The organism is Peptostreptococcus canis (assembly GCF_014229965.1).
GTDB lineage: Bacteria > Bacillota > Clostridia > Peptostreptococcales > Peptostreptococcaceae > Peptostreptococcus > Peptostreptococcus canis.
The window spans coordinates 262,552-279,901 of the sequence record NZ_JABGBW010000002.1; the positions used below are offsets into that span (position 1 = coordinate 262,552).

General features: G+C 28.4%; 16 protein-coding genes. 4 read left to right on the forward strand and 12 right to left on the reverse strand.

Annotated features, from left to right (window positions below):
• Positions 1-23: 23 nt before the first annotated feature.
• Genes rsmH through HLB29_RS04290 form a run of 5 tightly spaced genes read right to left on the reverse strand, consistent with a single transcriptional unit; the run spans position 24 to position 4,759 of the window.
• On the reverse strand, positions 24-959 hold the full coding sequence (gene rsmH / locus HLB29_RS04270; RefSeq protein ID WP_185623917.1) for a 16S rRNA (cytosine(1402)-N(4))-methyltransferase RsmH: 936 nt from the start codon (positions 957-959) through the stop codon (positions 24-26).
• Positions 949-1,686: a prolipoprotein diacylglyceryl transferase gene (gene lgt / locus HLB29_RS04275; RefSeq protein WP_185623918.1), complete on the reverse strand. Its 738-nt coding sequence runs from the start codon at positions 1,684-1,686 to the stop codon at positions 949-951. Before lgt ends, rsmH begins: the two co-directional genes overlap by 11 nt.
• A 9-nt stretch (positions 1,687-1,695) precedes the next feature.
• Complete coding sequence (gene yfmH, locus HLB29_RS04280; protein ID WP_185623919.1) at positions 1,696-2,985, reverse strand: EF-P 5-aminopentanol modification-associated protein YfmH; 1,290 nt, start codon at positions 2,983-2,985, stop codon at positions 1,696-1,698.
• A 35-nt stretch (positions 2,986-3,020) separates the two neighbouring features.
• The gene (gene yfmF / locus HLB29_RS04285; protein ID WP_185624130.1) at positions 3,021-4,280 is read right to left on the reverse strand and encodes an EF-P 5-aminopentanol modification-associated protein YfmF; all 1,260 of its coding nucleotides are present in this window, start codon (positions 4,278-4,280) and stop codon (positions 3,021-3,023) included.
• Positions 4,281-4,306: 26 nt separating this feature from the next.
• Positions 4,307-4,759, reverse strand: coding sequence for a leucine-rich repeat domain-containing protein (locus tag HLB29_RS04290; RefSeq protein WP_185623920.1), 453 nt, complete (start codon positions 4,757-4,759; stop codon positions 4,307-4,309).
• Between the two features lie 469 nt (positions 4,760-5,228).
• Here HLB29_RS04290 and nagA point away from each other — a divergent pair, with 469 nt between their 5' ends.
• Entirely contained in the window at positions 5,229-6,365 is a 1,137-nt protein-coding gene (gene nagA, locus HLB29_RS04295; protein ID WP_185623921.1) for an N-acetylglucosamine-6-phosphate deacetylase, read from the forward strand.
• Between the two features lie 143 nt (positions 6,366-6,508).
• On the opposite strand, the gene HLB29_RS04300 is transcribed toward nagA, so the two are convergent.
• The 3 genes from HLB29_RS04300 to HLB29_RS04310 form a co-directional block, all read right to left on the reverse strand.
• Positions 6,509-7,606, reverse strand: coding sequence for an NAD/NADP octopine/nopaline dehydrogenase family protein (locus HLB29_RS04300; RefSeq protein WP_185623922.1), 1,098 nt, complete (start codon positions 7,604-7,606; stop codon positions 6,509-6,511).
• 292 nt (positions 7,607-7,898) lie between these two features.
• A complete protein-coding gene (gene ychF, locus HLB29_RS04305; protein ID WP_185623923.1) occupies positions 7,899-8,996 on the reverse strand; it encodes a redox-regulated ATPase YchF in 1,098 nt (365 codons plus the stop codon).
• A 187-nt stretch (positions 8,997-9,183) separates the two neighbouring features.
• Positions 9,184-9,906, reverse strand: a complete 723-nt coding sequence (locus tag HLB29_RS04310) for a DUF2254 family protein (RefSeq protein ID WP_185624131.1) — start codon at positions 9,904-9,906, stop codon at positions 9,184-9,186.
• A 163-nt stretch (positions 9,907-10,069) separates the two neighbouring features.
• Between HLB29_RS04310 and HLB29_RS04315 the strand changes: the two genes are divergently transcribed.
• From HLB29_RS04315 to HLB29_RS04325, 3 genes are all read left to right on the forward strand, one after another.
• Positions 10,070-10,573, forward strand: a complete 504-nt coding sequence (locus tag HLB29_RS04315; protein WP_185623924.1) for an RNA polymerase sigma factor — start codon at positions 10,070-10,072, stop codon at positions 10,571-10,573.
• Positions 10,557-11,909, forward strand: coding sequence for a hypothetical protein (locus HLB29_RS04320; protein ID WP_185623925.1), 1,353 nt, complete (start codon positions 10,557-10,559; stop codon positions 11,907-11,909). Before HLB29_RS04315 ends, HLB29_RS04320 begins: the two co-directional genes overlap by 17 nt.
• 110 nt (positions 11,910-12,019) lie before the next feature.
• Positions 12,020-12,577 (forward strand): HdeD family acid-resistance protein, encoded by a 558-nt coding sequence (locus tag HLB29_RS04325; RefSeq protein ID WP_185623926.1) that lies wholly within the window; start codon positions 12,020-12,022, stop codon positions 12,575-12,577.
• A gap of 67 nt (positions 12,578-12,644) precedes the next feature.
• On the opposite strand, the gene HLB29_RS04330 is transcribed toward HLB29_RS04325, so the two are convergent.
• The 4 genes from HLB29_RS04330 to HLB29_RS04345 all read right to left on the reverse strand — a co-directional run bounded on the left by HLB29_RS04330 (position 12,645) and on the right by HLB29_RS04345 (position 17,186).
• A complete protein-coding gene (locus tag HLB29_RS04330) occupies positions 12,645-14,129 on the reverse strand; it encodes a UDP-N-acetylmuramoyl-L-alanyl-D-glutamate--2,6-diaminopimelate ligase (RefSeq protein ID WP_185623927.1) in 1,485 nt (494 codons plus the stop codon).
• Position 14,130: 1 nt separating this feature from the next.
• Positions 14,131-14,838 (reverse strand): cysteate racemase, encoded by a 708-nt coding sequence (gene cuyB, locus HLB29_RS04335; protein WP_185623928.1) that lies wholly within the window; start codon positions 14,836-14,838, stop codon positions 14,131-14,133.
• Positions 14,839-14,850: 12 nt separating this feature from the next.
• The gene (locus HLB29_RS04340; RefSeq protein WP_185623929.1) at positions 14,851-16,062 is read right to left on the reverse strand and encodes a carboxylate--amine ligase; all 1,212 of its coding nucleotides are present in this window, start codon (positions 16,060-16,062) and stop codon (positions 14,851-14,853) included.
• Between the two features lie 206 nt (positions 16,063-16,268).
• Positions 16,269-17,186, reverse strand: a complete 918-nt coding sequence (locus HLB29_RS04345) for a putative ABC transporter permease (RefSeq protein ID WP_185623930.1) — start codon at positions 17,184-17,186, stop codon at positions 16,269-16,271.
• Positions 17,187-17,350: the final 164 nt, after the last annotated feature.

The window sequence follows — 17,350 nt, forward strand, 5'->3', positions numbered from 1 at the left end:
TACCACCTTATATAATAACAGTTTTAGATTTTTTCTGCTACCCTTAATTTTGCACTTCTAGCTCTTGGATTATTATCTATTTCTGAAAGACTTGGCAAAATTGGCTTTCTTGTTATTATTTTTATCTCTCTTTTTTTATCACATTGACAAAATGGTAGTTCCGGTGGACATATGCATTCTTGATTCAGATATTTAAATTCATTTTTTACTATTCGGTCTTCAAGCGAATGAAATGTTATTATACAAATTCTCCCACCTTTATTCATAATCGACACTGAATCTTGGATCATTTTATTAATTACACCTAATTCATTGTTAACTTCTATCCTAATTGCCTGAAAAGTTCTCTTTGCAGGATGAGGACCATCTATTCTCGCTTTCTTAGGAATCGCCTTTTTTATTATATCAACCAACTCATAAGTTGTTCTTATTTCTTCGGCTTCCCTATATTCAACAATAAATTTTGCAATCCTCTTCGACCAGTTTTCTTCTCCATAGTCTTTTATTATCCTATAAAGTTCTTCTTCCGAATAGGTGTTTACTACGTCCCATGCAGAAATATTACTTCTATTATCCATTCTCATATCCAATGGAGCATCATTCATATATGAAAACCCCCTTGATGCTTCGTCCAATTGATGAGATGATACACCTAAATCCGCCAATACTCCGTCAATTTTATATATTCCTAAATTCTCAAGTTCAGTTTTTATATTTTCAAAATTACTGTGGACCAATATCACTCTATCTCCAAACTCTTTTAATCTTTCTCTCGCCACATTTATAGCATTAATATCCTGATCAAAACATATTAGTTTACCTGTTTCTGAAAGTCTCTTTGCAATCTCACTGCTATGACCGGCACCTCCCATGGTACAATCCACATAGACACCGTTACTTTTTATATTTAAATTATCTATACATTCGTTAAGCAAAACCGAAACATGATTAAACTCCATTTTTACTCCTTTTCCTTAATATTCCACTTAGAATAAATCCTAAAATGACACCTATAAAACTCAAAAGTTGTGCAATTCTTAATGGACCAATCATCAACGAATCCGTTCTTAGTCCCTCTACAAAAAATCTGCCAATCGAATATAAAATTACATAATCTACCAGTAATTGTCCTTCATATTTTTTGTTCTTCCTTCTAAAAAATAAAATACCAAAAACAATTACATTCCATAAAGATTCATATAAAAATGTCGGATGAACTTTTTGACCGTCAATTAGTATCCCCCAGGGTAAATTAGTAGGTCCACCATGTGCTTCCTTATTTATAAAATTGCCCCATCTACCGATAGCTTGTGCTAATGGAACACCTAAAATTACTACATCTGCAAATTTATAAAAATCAAACTTTTTAATCTTAGTATATATCAGAACAGTAACAATACCTGCAATTATTCCACCGTGTATAGCAAGCCCTCCTCCTCTGATATTTAATATTTCGGCGGGATTTTTCGAATAATAATCCCAACTAAATATCACATAATGAATTCTTGCACCAATTATACCTAGCGGAAGAAGAAAAAGCGATAAATCCACTACATCATTGTCATTGTATCCTACCCTTCCGGCTTCCCTAATAGCTATGAAAACAGCTAATATCATACCAGTCGCTATAAGAATACCGTACCACATTACGTCTATACCAAGTATTGAAAATGCTACTCTATCCATAAGTTCACCTTAATCCTTCTTAGGCCTTACTATTGATATAACACTATAATCTTCCAAGAAAAAATTATTCAATCTGGAAGTTATATCATCAATTTTAATTTCTTTTAAAGCATCCAAATAATCCAAAATATTAACTCCCTTAAAAATAAACCTTAGAAAATTATTAGCAATATAATTTATCGAATCGAATAACTTCAAAAATGCACCGATTTTTTTCCTCTTATTTAATTCAAATTCCTCTTGATTTATGCCATTTATTCTTAATTCAGATATATATCTGTCAATTCTTCTTTTTACTTCTTCCGGATCTTTTGACACTCCGGATACAACTGCATAAGCATAATCCTTTTGATAATTATAGCCACCGGAAAGTCCACCTACTATCAATCCTTCATTGTATAGATCCTCATGTAACTGTGCACTTTCTGAAAATATAATATCAAATAATATATCTGTTGAAATCTCTCTTTTCAATATTTCTTTTCCATTTATTTCTTGCATACTATCTTTATATCCAACATAAAATAAAGGCATTGATACCGTAAATTCTTCTTCTATCTTTGTATTATTTACTTCAACCGGTTCTTCCGGCATAAATCTTTCAATATCTTTCTTAAATGCTATTGAATCATTATTAGCATCTTTTACTACTTTCATTATCTCATTTTCGTCTAAATCACCTATTACAAATAGTTTCATATTTGAAGGATTATAAAATGTATTATAACAAGTATACAACTCTTCTGGAGTTATCTTATAAATACTTTCTACGCTACCTGCAATATCTATATTTGTATGATGATTCGAATACATAGCTTTTAAGCAATTGAAAAACACATTCCATTCAGGATCATCTTCATACATCTTTATTTCTTGGGCAATTATCCCTTTTTCTTTTTCGACATTTTCATTTGTATAATATGGGGTTTGAACATATTCAATTAAATGTTTTAACGATTCATAAAAATTTTCAGTTGCCGAAAACAAGTATGCCGTCATGTTAAAACTTGTAAATGCATTGGCATTAGCTCCTAATACTGAAAATTTATCAAAAGCATTACCCCCATCAGGTTGCTCAAACATTTTATGTTCAAGAAAATGAGCTATTCCTTCATTTACTCTTACCCTATTGTTGTCATCAATCGAAATAAACTCAAGATCGTTGGAACCAAAATCCACACCAAGTATGGCATATTTATTTATAAATCCCTTTTTTGGCATATAATATACTTCCAAACCATTATCAAGAGTATCGATGAAAAGTTCCTCGTTTATAGTTTCATTATATATTCTTTCCATTTTTTCCTCCTTAATTTTGATAATATAAAGAGATTCTACTTCAAAAAATAAATTGTATCTTCGGCAATTCCAGCCATAGACTCAACAATCTCATCCTTAGTCGCTTGCTCAATATATTCTATAACCTGATTTATATTCAAATCAGTACCGCTTATAAACTGATTTAAAAAATATTCAGTTTCGCCGGAAATTGAATCATAGAAAGCTCTAAGAGAATTTATTATACTCTTTTTTGCATTCTCTATTTCTATTTCTGTGATGTTTCCATTAATAACATCATCCAACTCTTTTCTTATAAGTTCTAAAGCCTTATTATAATGTTGAGCATCAATACCGGAACTCACCAAAATAATTCCCTTATTCTTTTCTAAATTAGATGATGCATAATAACAAATACTTTCTTTTTCTCTTACATTATTAAATAATTTAGAATGAGGTCCACCACCAAAAATACTATTTGCGATAAGTAAGCTATAGTATTTTTTATAATCCTTATAATCTACACCCGTTCTATATCCAATTACTAATTTTCCTTGATTAGTCCCAAAATCTTCATTTACTTTTTTCACAGTTTTCGGTGTAATATCAAATTTTTCTCTATTTATTTCAACAATACTATCTCTTTTTATACTAAACTTTTTATTACAAATTTTCCTAATATAATTTTCATCATAGTCACCCTCTATAGTAATTAGGATATTGGATGTCGATATCAACTGTTTATAAGTATCATAAAGCTTTTTAGGTGTTATTTTGTCAATATCTTCCAAGTATCCGCTCTTATTTATAGAATACGGTTCATCAGCACACATTATTTCTATACATTTAATGATAGCATATGTTTTTTTATCATTAATTTTAGACTTTATTTCATCAGCCAAATTGTCTTTTTCTATATCTATCATCATTGGATTTATACCATCGTCAACCACTAGTGGCTTAAAAACTATTTCATTTACAAAATCTATGACATTTTCAAAAATTGGTTTATCTAAATATTTGTCAGAAATAGTTAAAAATTTAAAATAGCTGATCGATTTTTCTCCATGCTTTGTAACTCCAATATTCATAGTCATACCATACAACTCATCCAGTTTTTTAGAAATCTCTTTAATAGTTCTATATTTTTCACATCCGGTTGACATCATATTGGAAAGCAATGAAATTTCTGTAACTTCATCTCTATCCAAATTTCTAATAAAATATACAGATATATAATTTGACTTAAACTTTTTATTTTTTATCAATGCCAATGACACACCTTTATCTAAGGTATATACATTAATATTATCCATTTTCACATTACCTTTCCTCTTACTTTTTACTTTTTGACAAATCTAATATGGCGTAAAGGAAGTCTATTTTCTATATTATTACCTTTTATATTAATACTGTCTATATTTGCTATATCATTCAATGCCATCACATCAGTTATTTTATTGTAAGAAATATTTAAAAACTCTAATCTTCTTAACATTTCCAATGGCCAAATATCTTCTACTTTATTTTCATGAAAATCCAATATTTCCAACATCTTACATTCCTTAAGAGGTGTTAAATCCTCTATTTCATTACAAGCAATATATAATAGTCTAATATTTTTTGCATATTCTATACCACTTAAATTTGTAATTGCACAATTATTCATATCGAGAAGCTCAAATTTTTCCATCATTTCTTCAGTCACTTCATCACTTTTATAGTAGGGATCTATCTTTTCCACATAATTTTTAAGTATAGCCTTTTTCAAATTTTCACAAACAAAATTAATCATATTAACATAACTCCTTATAAAACAATAACTTATTAAATAAATTCACATCTTGTACTAGTGCTTATACCGATTAAAATACATTTATAATTATTAATACACGCAGCTAATATTTATTATTATATAATTCCCATCTTAATATTATATCATAAATTTTATTAGTAGTATAATAATAAAAAGGCTTTCTCATAAGATTTATTATCTTTTTTTGAATTTAATTTTCGTTTTTTAACTAAAGTTTTTTCATTGACTTGTTCAGTTCATATAATGCAGTTGTATTATTATAAAACAAGACATTAATTATATATGATACTAAAGTTTTTTTGAAAAAAAATACCATAAATTCTTGTATTTATTTTTATGCAAGGTTATAATTTATTTGTATCGTAAAAAATAGGTATAAGAAACTAAACAGTAATAATACTTACTGTTATTATAATTTGATTAAATTATAAAATAAGGAGGCATACCAGTGATAATTAAATCAAAATATATAATCTTAAAAGATAGAGTTTTAGAAAATGGAGCTCTTGAAATAAAAGAAGGAAAGATTCATAAAATAATTGAAAATACAGAGAATATAAAAGATTTCATAGATTACAAAGATAATATCATTGCTCCTGGATACGTCGATACTCATATTCATGGTTTTTCAGGACATGATTTTATGGACAAAGATTCTGATGGATTGAGGATAATTTGTAAAGATATATTAAAAATGGGAGTTACTTCTTTCTTACCAACTACTCTCACTGCTTCAACAGAAGATTTAAATGATGTTGTTAAAATGATAGGAGAAAATAAAAATGCCTATGGCGCAAAAATACAAGGTATATTTTTAGAAGGACCTTTCTTTTCTGATAAATATAAAGGTGCTCAAAATCCTTCTCATTTTTGTAAACCCAACATTGAAAAACTTAAAAAATGGCAAAAGCTATCAAATGGATTGATAAAAAAAATTGCTATAGCTCCTGAATTAGAAGGTGTGGAAGATTTTATAAAGGAAGCTAGAAAATTGGGCATATACGTGGCACTTGGACACAGCGATGCAAGTTACTTTGAAGCAAAAAAAGCCGTAGAAGCCGGAGCAAGCATATTTGTTCATACATATAATGCAATGAGTCCATTACATCATAGAAATCCAGGAATGGTAGGCGCTGCATTGACACTTAAAAATGTATTTGCCGAACTAATATGCGATGGACATCATGTGCATCCTGCATCCGCTGATGTTGTTTTAAAATGCAGAGGTACCGAAAGTGTCGCACTTATTACCGATTGTATGATGGCTGGTGGTATGCCTGAAGGCAAATATAAACTGGGTGATTTTGATGTGACTGTAAAAGACAATACAGCCCGTTTAAATTCAGGAAACTTAGCTGGTTCCATAGTCAAACTTAAAGATGCTGTAAAAAACGTGATTAATTGGGGTATAGCGTCTCCATTTGAAGCTATACAGATGGCCTCACAAATACCAGCAAAATCAGTAGGTATAGACAATATTTGTGGAATTATAGAAGAAGGTAGGGATGCCGATATAATAGTGCTAAACAAAAACTACGATGTTAAATATGTATACTTAAATGGTAAATTGGTATCCAATAATTGAGTTTTATTTTTCTGACTTGAATTATTGAATTAATATACAAAACATATTTTCTTTTTTTTATTAAAAATATCCAAAAAGGGCTTATCCAAAAGTTAACCTGTTATAAACCAGTGACTTTTGGATAAGCCCTTTAATTATAGATTTTAAACCATTGCTTTTAATTGCTCTATATTCATCTTTGAAAATCCAAGTTTTTCAAGTGTAAGCCCTTTTTTATAAAAATCAATACCTATTACTACAGAACTCAAATATATAACAGAATCAATTGCTTTTGTGCTGACACCTGCTACTTTTCCTAAATCAGACCATAAGACAAGTCCATCTTCTATATCTTCTATAAAATATCTTGATTTGACACTAGAGGGACCATTTATTTTAGAAAATACAGGACTTTCATTAAACATCAAATGTATTTCCTTTATATCGTTAGCAAAATATCCTCTATTTATTCTACTTTCTATTATATCCTCCATTTTATACCCAAATGCTGTTGCTATTTCTCTTCTTTCTTTTGCAATTTCCTTCAAAAGATTTGATGTATGCTCACTATAACCATCTCTATAAAGGGAAAACGTATCAGAATAATTTTCTATTTGGCCAACATTAAGTAGACAAATCCCTGGATGAACTTCTGGATTTGCATTTTCCAAGGTTATTCTCCATATATCCTCTACAGGTATAATGCCATCATATAAATCAGACAGCATAGAGTAAGCCAATTTAGTATTTTCTTTTGGCAAAGCCGCAACCAGAGTTTCTTTCACTTTTAAAGTTAAATCTACGCTTCCACGCTTAATATCCGCCCTTGTAGCATACGTCAATGAATTTGACTCAGCTAAGAAAAATTCTTTATTTATACCAAGCGATTTTGCTTTATTTATAAATCTCACACATGACATAGAAGCAGCACTGTTAAAAAATATTAATTGACTCTCATCAACAGCAGGAGCGACCACTTCAGCATATTTTTCTACAAGTAAACCTGGAATAGTAAACATAACCACTTGAGAGCCCTTAATTGCCTCATTTATATCAGTGCTACATTTTATTCCATCAATAAACTTTTCTTCACCATTATATCTTAAATAAATCCCACCATTTTCCTGTATTGTTTTAATTTTGTGAAACTTTTCAGGCAAATCATATAAAACTACATCTATTCCTCTTTGCTTCAAATCTGCAGCAGCTGTAATACCACCATTTCCTGCCGCTATAATTGTAACTTTATTAACTTTTTTCATTAGCCCCTCCCACTCTTTATCGCTTTTCTTTAAAATTAATTATAACTACCACTCCTATACTCTTTCAGCATACTACTGTAAAGAATAGTTTTAATATTATCAAAAAACTTATTTTTTAATAATATCAAAAAAATATATTATATAATATATATTCTAATATATTTCCTCCAAAAATGAAACAACAAAAAAGTATCAAAAAGACCGCTATATCAATAATCTATCGAAATAACGGTCTTTTATATATTATATTAATTTTTATTTTTAATATATAAAATTAGTCTATTTATATTATTTATACATTAAATTTAAATAATATTACATCTCCATCTTTAACTACGTAATCTTTTCCCTCTAATCTTACAAGTCCTTTTTCTTTTGCTGCTGTCATAGTTCCATGTTCAATCAAATCTTCATATGCAATTGTTTCAGCCTTTATAAAACCTCTTTCTATATCTGAATGAATCTTTCCACCAGCCTGGGGAGCCTTGGAACCTCTCTTGATAGTCCATGCCCTTACCTCTTGTGGACCGGCCGTTAAAAAAGATATTAATCCTAATAAATGATATGATGCCTTAATCAACTTATCCAGCCCTGATTGTTCAAGTCCCAGAGTTTCTAAAAATTCCATTTTTTCTTCATCTGTCTCTAATTCGGAAATTTCAGCTTCTATCTGAGCACAAATTACAACAACATCAGAATCTTCAGTTTTAGCAAACTCTCTCACAGCATTTACCATTTCATTGTTAGCACCGTCGTCTACCAAATCATCTTCACATACATTAGCAACATAAATAACCGGTTTTGAACTCAATAAGTCAAGTGTATTAACATAGGCCCATTCATCATCACTTAACTCCATAGTCCTTATACTCTTTCCATCCTCTAACGTAACTTTGATTTCATTTAGTATATCTAACTCCGACTGAAGTTTCTTATCTGCTTTTAAGGCTTTTGTGGTTTTTGTAATTCTTCTATCTAGAATTTCCATATCAGAAAAGATTAACTCAAGATTGATAGTTTCAATATCTCTTAATGAATTGATACTACCATCTACATGAACGACATTTGAGTCCTCAAAACATCTTACAACATGTACAATCGCATCTACCTCTCTTATATTTGAAAGAAATTTATTCCCAAGCCCTTCTCCCTTTGATGCACCTTTCACTAAACCGGCAATGTCAACGAATTCTATAGCCGTCTGAACAATTTTCTTTGAATTGTATAGTTCTTTTAGCTTGTCTAATCTTTTATCAGGAACTGATACCACACCTACATTTGGATCTATTGTACAGAAAGGATAATTTGCTGATTCAGCTCCTGCCTGAGTTATTGCATTGAATAATGTACTCTTACCTACATTGGGTAATCCTACGATTCCTAATTTCATAAAAAACCTCCGTTATTAAAAAACAATTTATGTATATCAAATTATGAAAAATAAATCTTTATATATCTGCATAATTACACAAAATATATTATATAATAATAGGATTTTAAAATCAATGCCTGTATTGTAAAAAAGCTATTATTACAGACTATAAATTCTTTTTAAATCATTCTATATTTTCATCTGCTTACTCTACAAATTCATAAAAATTTTCTTTCAAACTTTCAATATGTTTTTTGTCTAATTCAGTATTCATGGAATCTAAGCATACACTATAAACATAATCATAAAATTTCTTAACCTCACTGGAATAATTTCCTTGAGTATTTATATAAATTAGATTTACACCATTAAGAATTGCTTTCGCTACACTCGGATCAGATTTGCCGTAAAAAATAAGTTGATAAAAAGTGTAATAAAGTTCTTCTTCGACAGTATACATTTTATAAATAATTTTGGATTTTTTATTAATTTCTACCACTGAATAATTACTTTTAATTGAAAATAATAAATTTAAAATCATGCTTATTTTACGAATACATATTATTGCTGTATTAGGATCATTTATTCCTGGACTAATTGCCCTAAGAGCAATTTCAATCAAATTTTTAATTTCATGATGATAATCATTTTTATCATTTAAAGTTTCACTATAAATAAAGGCATTAGTAATTTTATATATTAAATCCTTATCCATTTTTTTGTCATTTGCTAAATCAGTTAAATCCGCAACATGCATACCTTTTACAAGATAATCTCCTGCTTTATATCTTATAAATAAATTTAAACCATTTTCTCCAATGAATTTTCCAATAGCCTCTTCATCAACTGAATATAAATAACCTGAATCAGAAGCATAGATTTTAATTATATTTTTATTTTCTTCTTGTAAACAATAAAATGTAAATATTTTCTATATTATTAACTTCTATTCCTACCTTTTATGCTCTTACTTATATTAAAATACATAAATTTATAAAAAAAATTCATATTACAATATCTTTTTTGTCACAAATCACGTTTATAGGTGTTATATTAATATAGATAGTATTAAAAATAAAGGCGGTGATTTATTGAGGGATTCGGAATTTGAAAAAGTATATAATTTATATTACAAAAGACTCCTAATATATGCGATTTCTTTGACAGGAGATTTACATGAAGCCGAATCTCTAGTCCAAAATACGTTTGTTAAAGCCTTACTATCATACAAAGAAGGCGGAAGTTTAAAGTATTGGCTTTCAAAAGTATTAAAAAATGAATATTTAAATTCAATAAGATATAATACAAAGTTCATACTTAATTCAGAGGAAGTATTTGAAAAACTTCATACAAGCGAAAATCCTCTTGATATCATAATTCAAAATGAAAATATGAATGAATTATCAAACGCTATAATTTTACTGCCAATTAAATATAGAATGGTAGTAATGTATAGTATATATATGCAACTGAGTGATGCTGAGATATCCGAATTAATGAACATAAGTAAAGATAATGTCAGAAAAATACGCTCAAGAGCTAAAGAAAAATTAAAAAATATGATAGGATGTGAAAAAAATGCTCAAAGAAAATAAAAATATGGAAGATATAATAGATTCTTTTAAAGAAAATGACAATTTCTCTTTTTCCAAACAGGAAATAGATTATGAAAAAGAGCTCGATAAGAAAATAGCTAAACAAATCAAAATGCTTATTTTAAAAGGCAGTTTAAAAACAATTCTAATTCTCATCATTGTATTAATTAGTATATTATGTGTAATTAACCCTGTTATAAAAAGCATGTATCCGGATTTTTATAATTTAGAAAACAAAGGAAAAAATATCTCATTTGTAGATAATTTCAAACAAAGATATTTTGGAATTAATGTACCCATAGTTTTTAATCAAAATGAAAGTACTTCACAGGCTGAAATTGATAAACAAGATGATGAAAACAATAAAAAATCAAAACTATCCATGATGTTATACAATTTTAGTACGATGACTGAACCTTTTATAGAGTATCGTTTATTAAGAGTAGTAGACAAAAACTTTGGAAAATATTATTTTGATATAAATGCAGTCAATAGCTATACTCAAAATCTCGTAGTAAATGATGATATAGATAAAAAAGTAATGTATATTAGGGGTAATACAAAAGAAATCCAATCTTACAAAAAATCCGGTCACTACTTGCCTCAATATCTGTATCCGGATTACTTACCATCAGAAATTAAAAGTCACAATGAAGAAACAATAAAAAATATTAATGATTTACCTGATTCAACCCAGTTTAATGTAGTATTATATACCAAACAGTTAGAACCTATTTATGACCTAACTAAATATCTTCTTAATAAATACGAAAATTATAATATAATATGGATGCCGGTCATAGATACAAAAGCATACAATAAATTAGACAGTGATGTAAAGAAACATATAGAAAATCCTGATACAAATTATTCAATATTTAAGCTTGGTATAAAGTTAAGAAGAAATTTATACTTTACTTCCACTGATTATTCTATTATTGACGATTTTGATAAATATAACAATAAAAAAATAAAAGATTATTATATAAATCATTTAAACCTTATGAAAAATAATCCGGCTATCTTTGATGTATTCTTTACTTTAAACAGAATTGCACCACATTATACTAACTCTGGTGGATTATCAACATCATATTTTGCCGACAATCGACTAAAAGAACAATTAAAAGAAAAATATGACTCTGATATCTACGAAAAACCGGAACAATTCTATAATATTAATTCCTATATCGATAATATAACAAAGGAAAAGGTATTAAAAACAAACTCTTTTGTCGCAAAACTCTCAAAAAAAGAGTTATTAAATATACTAAAAGACGAAAAAATAAATACTTTAACAATACTTCATACCAACCTTTCTATATATAGTGAATAATTCATAAAACGCTGACATTTGGTATTAAAATTTATAAATAAAAATGAATGTGGTCCATATTTTTATTTCCACTACTTTTATGATATAATGTCGTTAATGGAGGTGTTATTATGAAAAATAAAAGCTACATAGATTTACTAATAGGAATTTTACTAATTATAGCTTCAGTATTTACTTTTATAAAACCAATTGGAACCTTTTTAATTTTATCATATTCAATAGGTGCTTTATGTTTAATAAAAGGATTACATTTTATATATCTTTATTTTAATTTGAAGGAGTATTTCAAGATTAGAGCAAATACTGCTTTAGTACTCGGAATAGTACTTATCATTCTTGGGTTTATATTTGTTGTTAAACCGCTGTTTGCAAACAAAATTTTTGCTTATATAATTGCAATATGGTTTATATACGATGCTATGAATAATTTCTTGGAATTGAATATTTTAAAGACTATTGATATTAAATTGTATATTTTAGGATTAATTACAAACATCATAATCGTGGTCGGTTCTGTATGTATTTTTATAAATCCTTGGATAACTGCAATTTCTTTATCAGTTGCATTAGGCGTTACATTTTTAGTTTCCGGTATTTCGTATATAGTGTTTTCTATAACAAACCGAAGAGACAATAAAAAGAAAATGCCTTCTAGAAAGCTTAAGTAATTATTAAAAAGAGCAGAGTCATTTTAAAAATGACAATGCTCTTTTGTTTGTTTTAAAACTTAATTTATTATTTGTTTTCAAGTAAAGCTTTTGCAGCTTTTATTACTTCACCCTTTTCATCATAAAAAACTCTTTCTCCATTTATGTATTGATATTTTTCATGCCCTTTCCCGGTGATTACTATCATATCACCATCTCCAGCTATTTTCATAGCCTTTTCAATAGCCTTTGCTCTATCAACTATTTTATAAATTTCACATTTCGAATCTACAAATGATTCAGCAATATCATCTATAATTTTCATAGGATCTTCATCATCCGGATTATCAGTAGTTATAATACATACATCACATAATTTCGCTGCTACATCTCCTAATTCTTTTCTTCTTATTGCTGTTCTACCACCTACAGAACCAAATAAACATATCAATCTGGATGGCTTATACATTAAAAGTGTATTTAGTACATTTTCAAGGCTCATTCCATTATGCGCATAATCTACTACGACTGTAGCATACGGTAAAACAGGTAAAACCTCTACTCTTCCATCTACCTGTGCAGTAGATAAAGCTTTTAACATTTTTTCTTTTTCTATCCCCAAATATTTGCAGACAGATATTACAGAAAGAGCATTGTAAATGCTAAATTCTCCCGGAGAACTAATATGAGTATTTGTTATACGCTTTCCTTCTTCAATATAATCAAAATTTGCTCCAAGAGATTTTGAATCTCTGGTCAATTTTATATTATCAGCCTTAAGATCGCTTTTTTTATGAATTGAAAAAGTAAATATCTCACAATTTGCATTGTCAATAATATATTGGGCATTTTCGTCATCTACATTTATTACACCATATTTACACATTGAAAATAATCTGGATTTACATTCCCTGTAATCTTCAAAAGTAGGATGTTCTTTAGGTCCTATATGATCCGGGGAAAGGTTTGTATATACTCCTATGTCAAACTTTATATCATCAACTCTATTCATCATCAATCCACCGCTTGACACTTCCATGGCAACACACTTAACACCCGCATTTACCATATCTTTTATAATTTTATGCAGTTCATAACTTTCCGGTGTTGTGTTTATAGTTTTTCCTTCAATATCATTATAAAAAACGCCATTAGTTCCAATTACGCCGGTATTGACACCTGACTTACATAACACCGTTTTAATATAATTTGTAATTGTAGTCTTTCCTTTAGTTCCGGTCACACCAATTACACTTATCTTTTCCGATGGATTGTCGAAAAAATTTGATGATGCCCTTGATAAGGCCTTTCTACTATTTTCAACAATAATTTTTATTGAATCTTCCGGTAAGTGTATATTATCATTGATGATAAAAATTCTACACCCGTTATTATATGCACTATCAATAAACTTATGTCCATCAGTAGTCTCACCCTTTATCGCAACAAATATTGTTCCTTCTTTTGATTTTCTGGAATCATAAGTTATCTCATCCACTTCAATTGTATCTAACACTTTTGGATCTAAATTTGATACATATTCAATTCCTTCTAGTATTTTATTGAGTTTCATACTATTTCTCCTTTAGAGTTCTTCCTGATTTTTCAATTGTTTTCATCGCCAATACTTCTGAAGAATCAACAAAAAAATCACCCGGTAAGTTCTCATCTTTTTTTATTATAGATAACTCTGTACAACCTAAAATTGCACAATCGCATCCATTTTCTTTTAAAGAGGCAATAACTCTTTTAAAGTCATTCATATCCGCCTTTTTCCCGGCTTTGACATCATCATATATAAGTTTCATTACAAGTTCTTGTATTTTATTATCCGGAACGTAGTAATCTACAGATTTAGATTCACACATCGACTGATAAAGTTTTGTCTGTATGTTTCCTGTTGTAGCCAAAATACCTATTTTTCTATGTCCGGTATTTATTGCGTGTTGCACTGTTTCTTCTACCATATTTATAACCGGTATAGATACATTATTACTTATTTCTTTATAAAAATAATGTGCGGTATTACAGGTCAATACTAAAAAATCTGAACCTGCATTTTCAAGCTTTTTCGCATCTTTAATTATAATATCCAATGGACTTTCCTCAGACTCACCTATAATATAGGCAGTTCTGTCAGGCGTGCTGGCTCTATTCATAATAATCATATCAACATGCCCCTGATCCGTTTTCGCGTCAGTCATCTCTACCACCATATCATAAAAGTAGACAGTTGCCATGGGTCCAAGCCCCCCTAATACACCTACTGTTATATTCTCCATGTTTATTCTCCGTTATCTGCAGTATTTTCTGAATTTCTTTTTCTGATTCAGGTTATATAGGAATATATATAAACTTCTCTTAAAGTTTCCACTTAAATCATATTTATAGCCGTATGAACTTGCACTTTTCCCACTTGCAACAAGCTCCTTACATTTTTTAACCAATTCCTTATTATGCACATATTTATACACAACTGAATTGGGAATCACATGCCAGTAAAAAGGATCTTTTTGTATTTTCAAATCCATTTCTTTATTATATACTCTGTCCTCCACAACATACTTAGCAATATTATTTCCGGAAGAAGTTACATAAAAATTACTTCTTCCTTGTCTTAAATTGATTTCAAATACTTTGAACTTTCCATCCCTATCATCATATTTTATATCAAAATTAGAAAAACCTACATATCCTATTTTTTCTAAGAAATTTTTATATTTTTCCATCAACTCTTCTTCATATTCGGTTATTATAGCCGCATGGTTACCAATTCCTTTAGGAGTATGCTCTTCTAAAAGAACATGACCTAAACACATCATCTTTACCTTGGCATTTTGATCAGAATAACAAGTCAACACTCTCATGTTTTCATCCTCACCAGGTATAAAATCCTGTATTATCATACTTTTTTCATAACCATGTGAATAAACATCCTTTATTACTTTATCAAATTCTTCCTGATTATGAACAATATATGCTTTATTCATACCTTCAAAAGGATTTTGAAAAAATGAAATACTATCAGAAGCCTTAACTATTACAGGATATTTAAATCCAAACTCTCTGGTTTCATCTCCCTTATTATATATATATGTCTTAGGATAATCCAAACCATATTCCTCGCATACACTATAAAAAGATTCTTTTTCCACCAATCTATTTTTTAATTCAGAATCGATATATGGAACTACAAATTTTTCTTTTAACTTATCTCTGTTATCTATTATTAATTCGGCATATTCATCTGTACATCCCATTAAAATTAGTATTTCATCATTTGAATGTCTAGCCGCTTCATCTAATAAAATTTGAACAAATTTACTTTCATCATTTATATCAGGTGTTACTCTAAAATCTATAATTTTACTATCCTTAGTAGCTCCCAGATAATATCTCCCAAAAGCAATCGACTTTACTCCATACTGTTCATGAAAAGCTCTTGCAACACTGTAACAGTTTAAATCACCACCACATAAAATGGGTTGTATTTTTAAATTTTCCATTAAATTCACCTCTTAATTTTTTATATAACTGTATAATATTTTTTAATCTCAATATCATTTTTTAGAATATTCGACTCATAAATTTATTTTTTTTCATAAATATCCTTTTATACATTAAATATGATATATCATATTAACCTTTTTTTCAATACAGATATACACACAAATAAGTGTATAATCATATTATTTTATAAAATTGATAATGATTATTTTTTATTGTACCTTTCTTTTATTTCATCAAATATTTCTGCATATTTTATTTCTTTTATCTTTGGAGACAATTTAATTATTCTTCTCTCTCCGAAGTACTGTTTTTTCAGTATTTCTTCTCTTTCTTTAATAAGTTTTTGCATTTTGATTATCTTTTCTTTTTTAAATTCACTTATAAATTCAACTTTTTCATTTTTATACTTGTCAATATTTGTCTTAATGGCTTTTTTTCCGCCTTCTATTTCATCACTTATATATCTCTTTTTCTCAGAAATTTCATCAACCACCGGTCCGGCTTTTTCTGCTATAAGTAATGTATTGTCACTCACATTTTCACCTATAAAATCACTTATTTCATAAATGTCATTTTGTAACTTAGATAGTATTTCTAACTTTTTATTAAATTTTAATACTGACTGTATAGACGCCAATGTATCTATCATTATTACAATAAAAAATATTATACAAAATATAATAATAACTTTTAAACTAAAAAATAATGTTATTTTTTCTATCAATGAATGAATATCCCTAATAAGTAAAATTCCTCCTATTCCCCAATATATAGCAAATTGAACACATACATATCCCCCAATATTAAATGGCACATCGGAATAATCCCACCATTTTTTATGAAATACCTTATCTAAAAATAAACCTGCAAAATACTCTAACATAGTACAAAATATTGCAGAACCTGCAAATAATAAAAGTAAGTTATCTTTCAGTGGCTCCAATAAATATATAATTACCACTGAACCAAATCCATAAATTGGACAAACCGTTCCAGCAAGAAAACCTCTATTAATAAACTTTCCACATGTTATAGCATGATAAGCAACTTCTATTATCCATCCCAAAAATGCATACACAAAAAAATAAAAAAAATATATATAAATTAAGTTTTCTTTCATTTTTATCAATCCTTTCAATTTTTTATCAACTATTATATTTTTATTATAAATCACTAAATTTAAAGTATCCTTAAATTTTATTTTAAAGTAATGTCTTTAATCTTTTTAAATAAAACCATACTCTTATATTAAAATTTTAAAAAAAAATCCATATTTCTTACTTT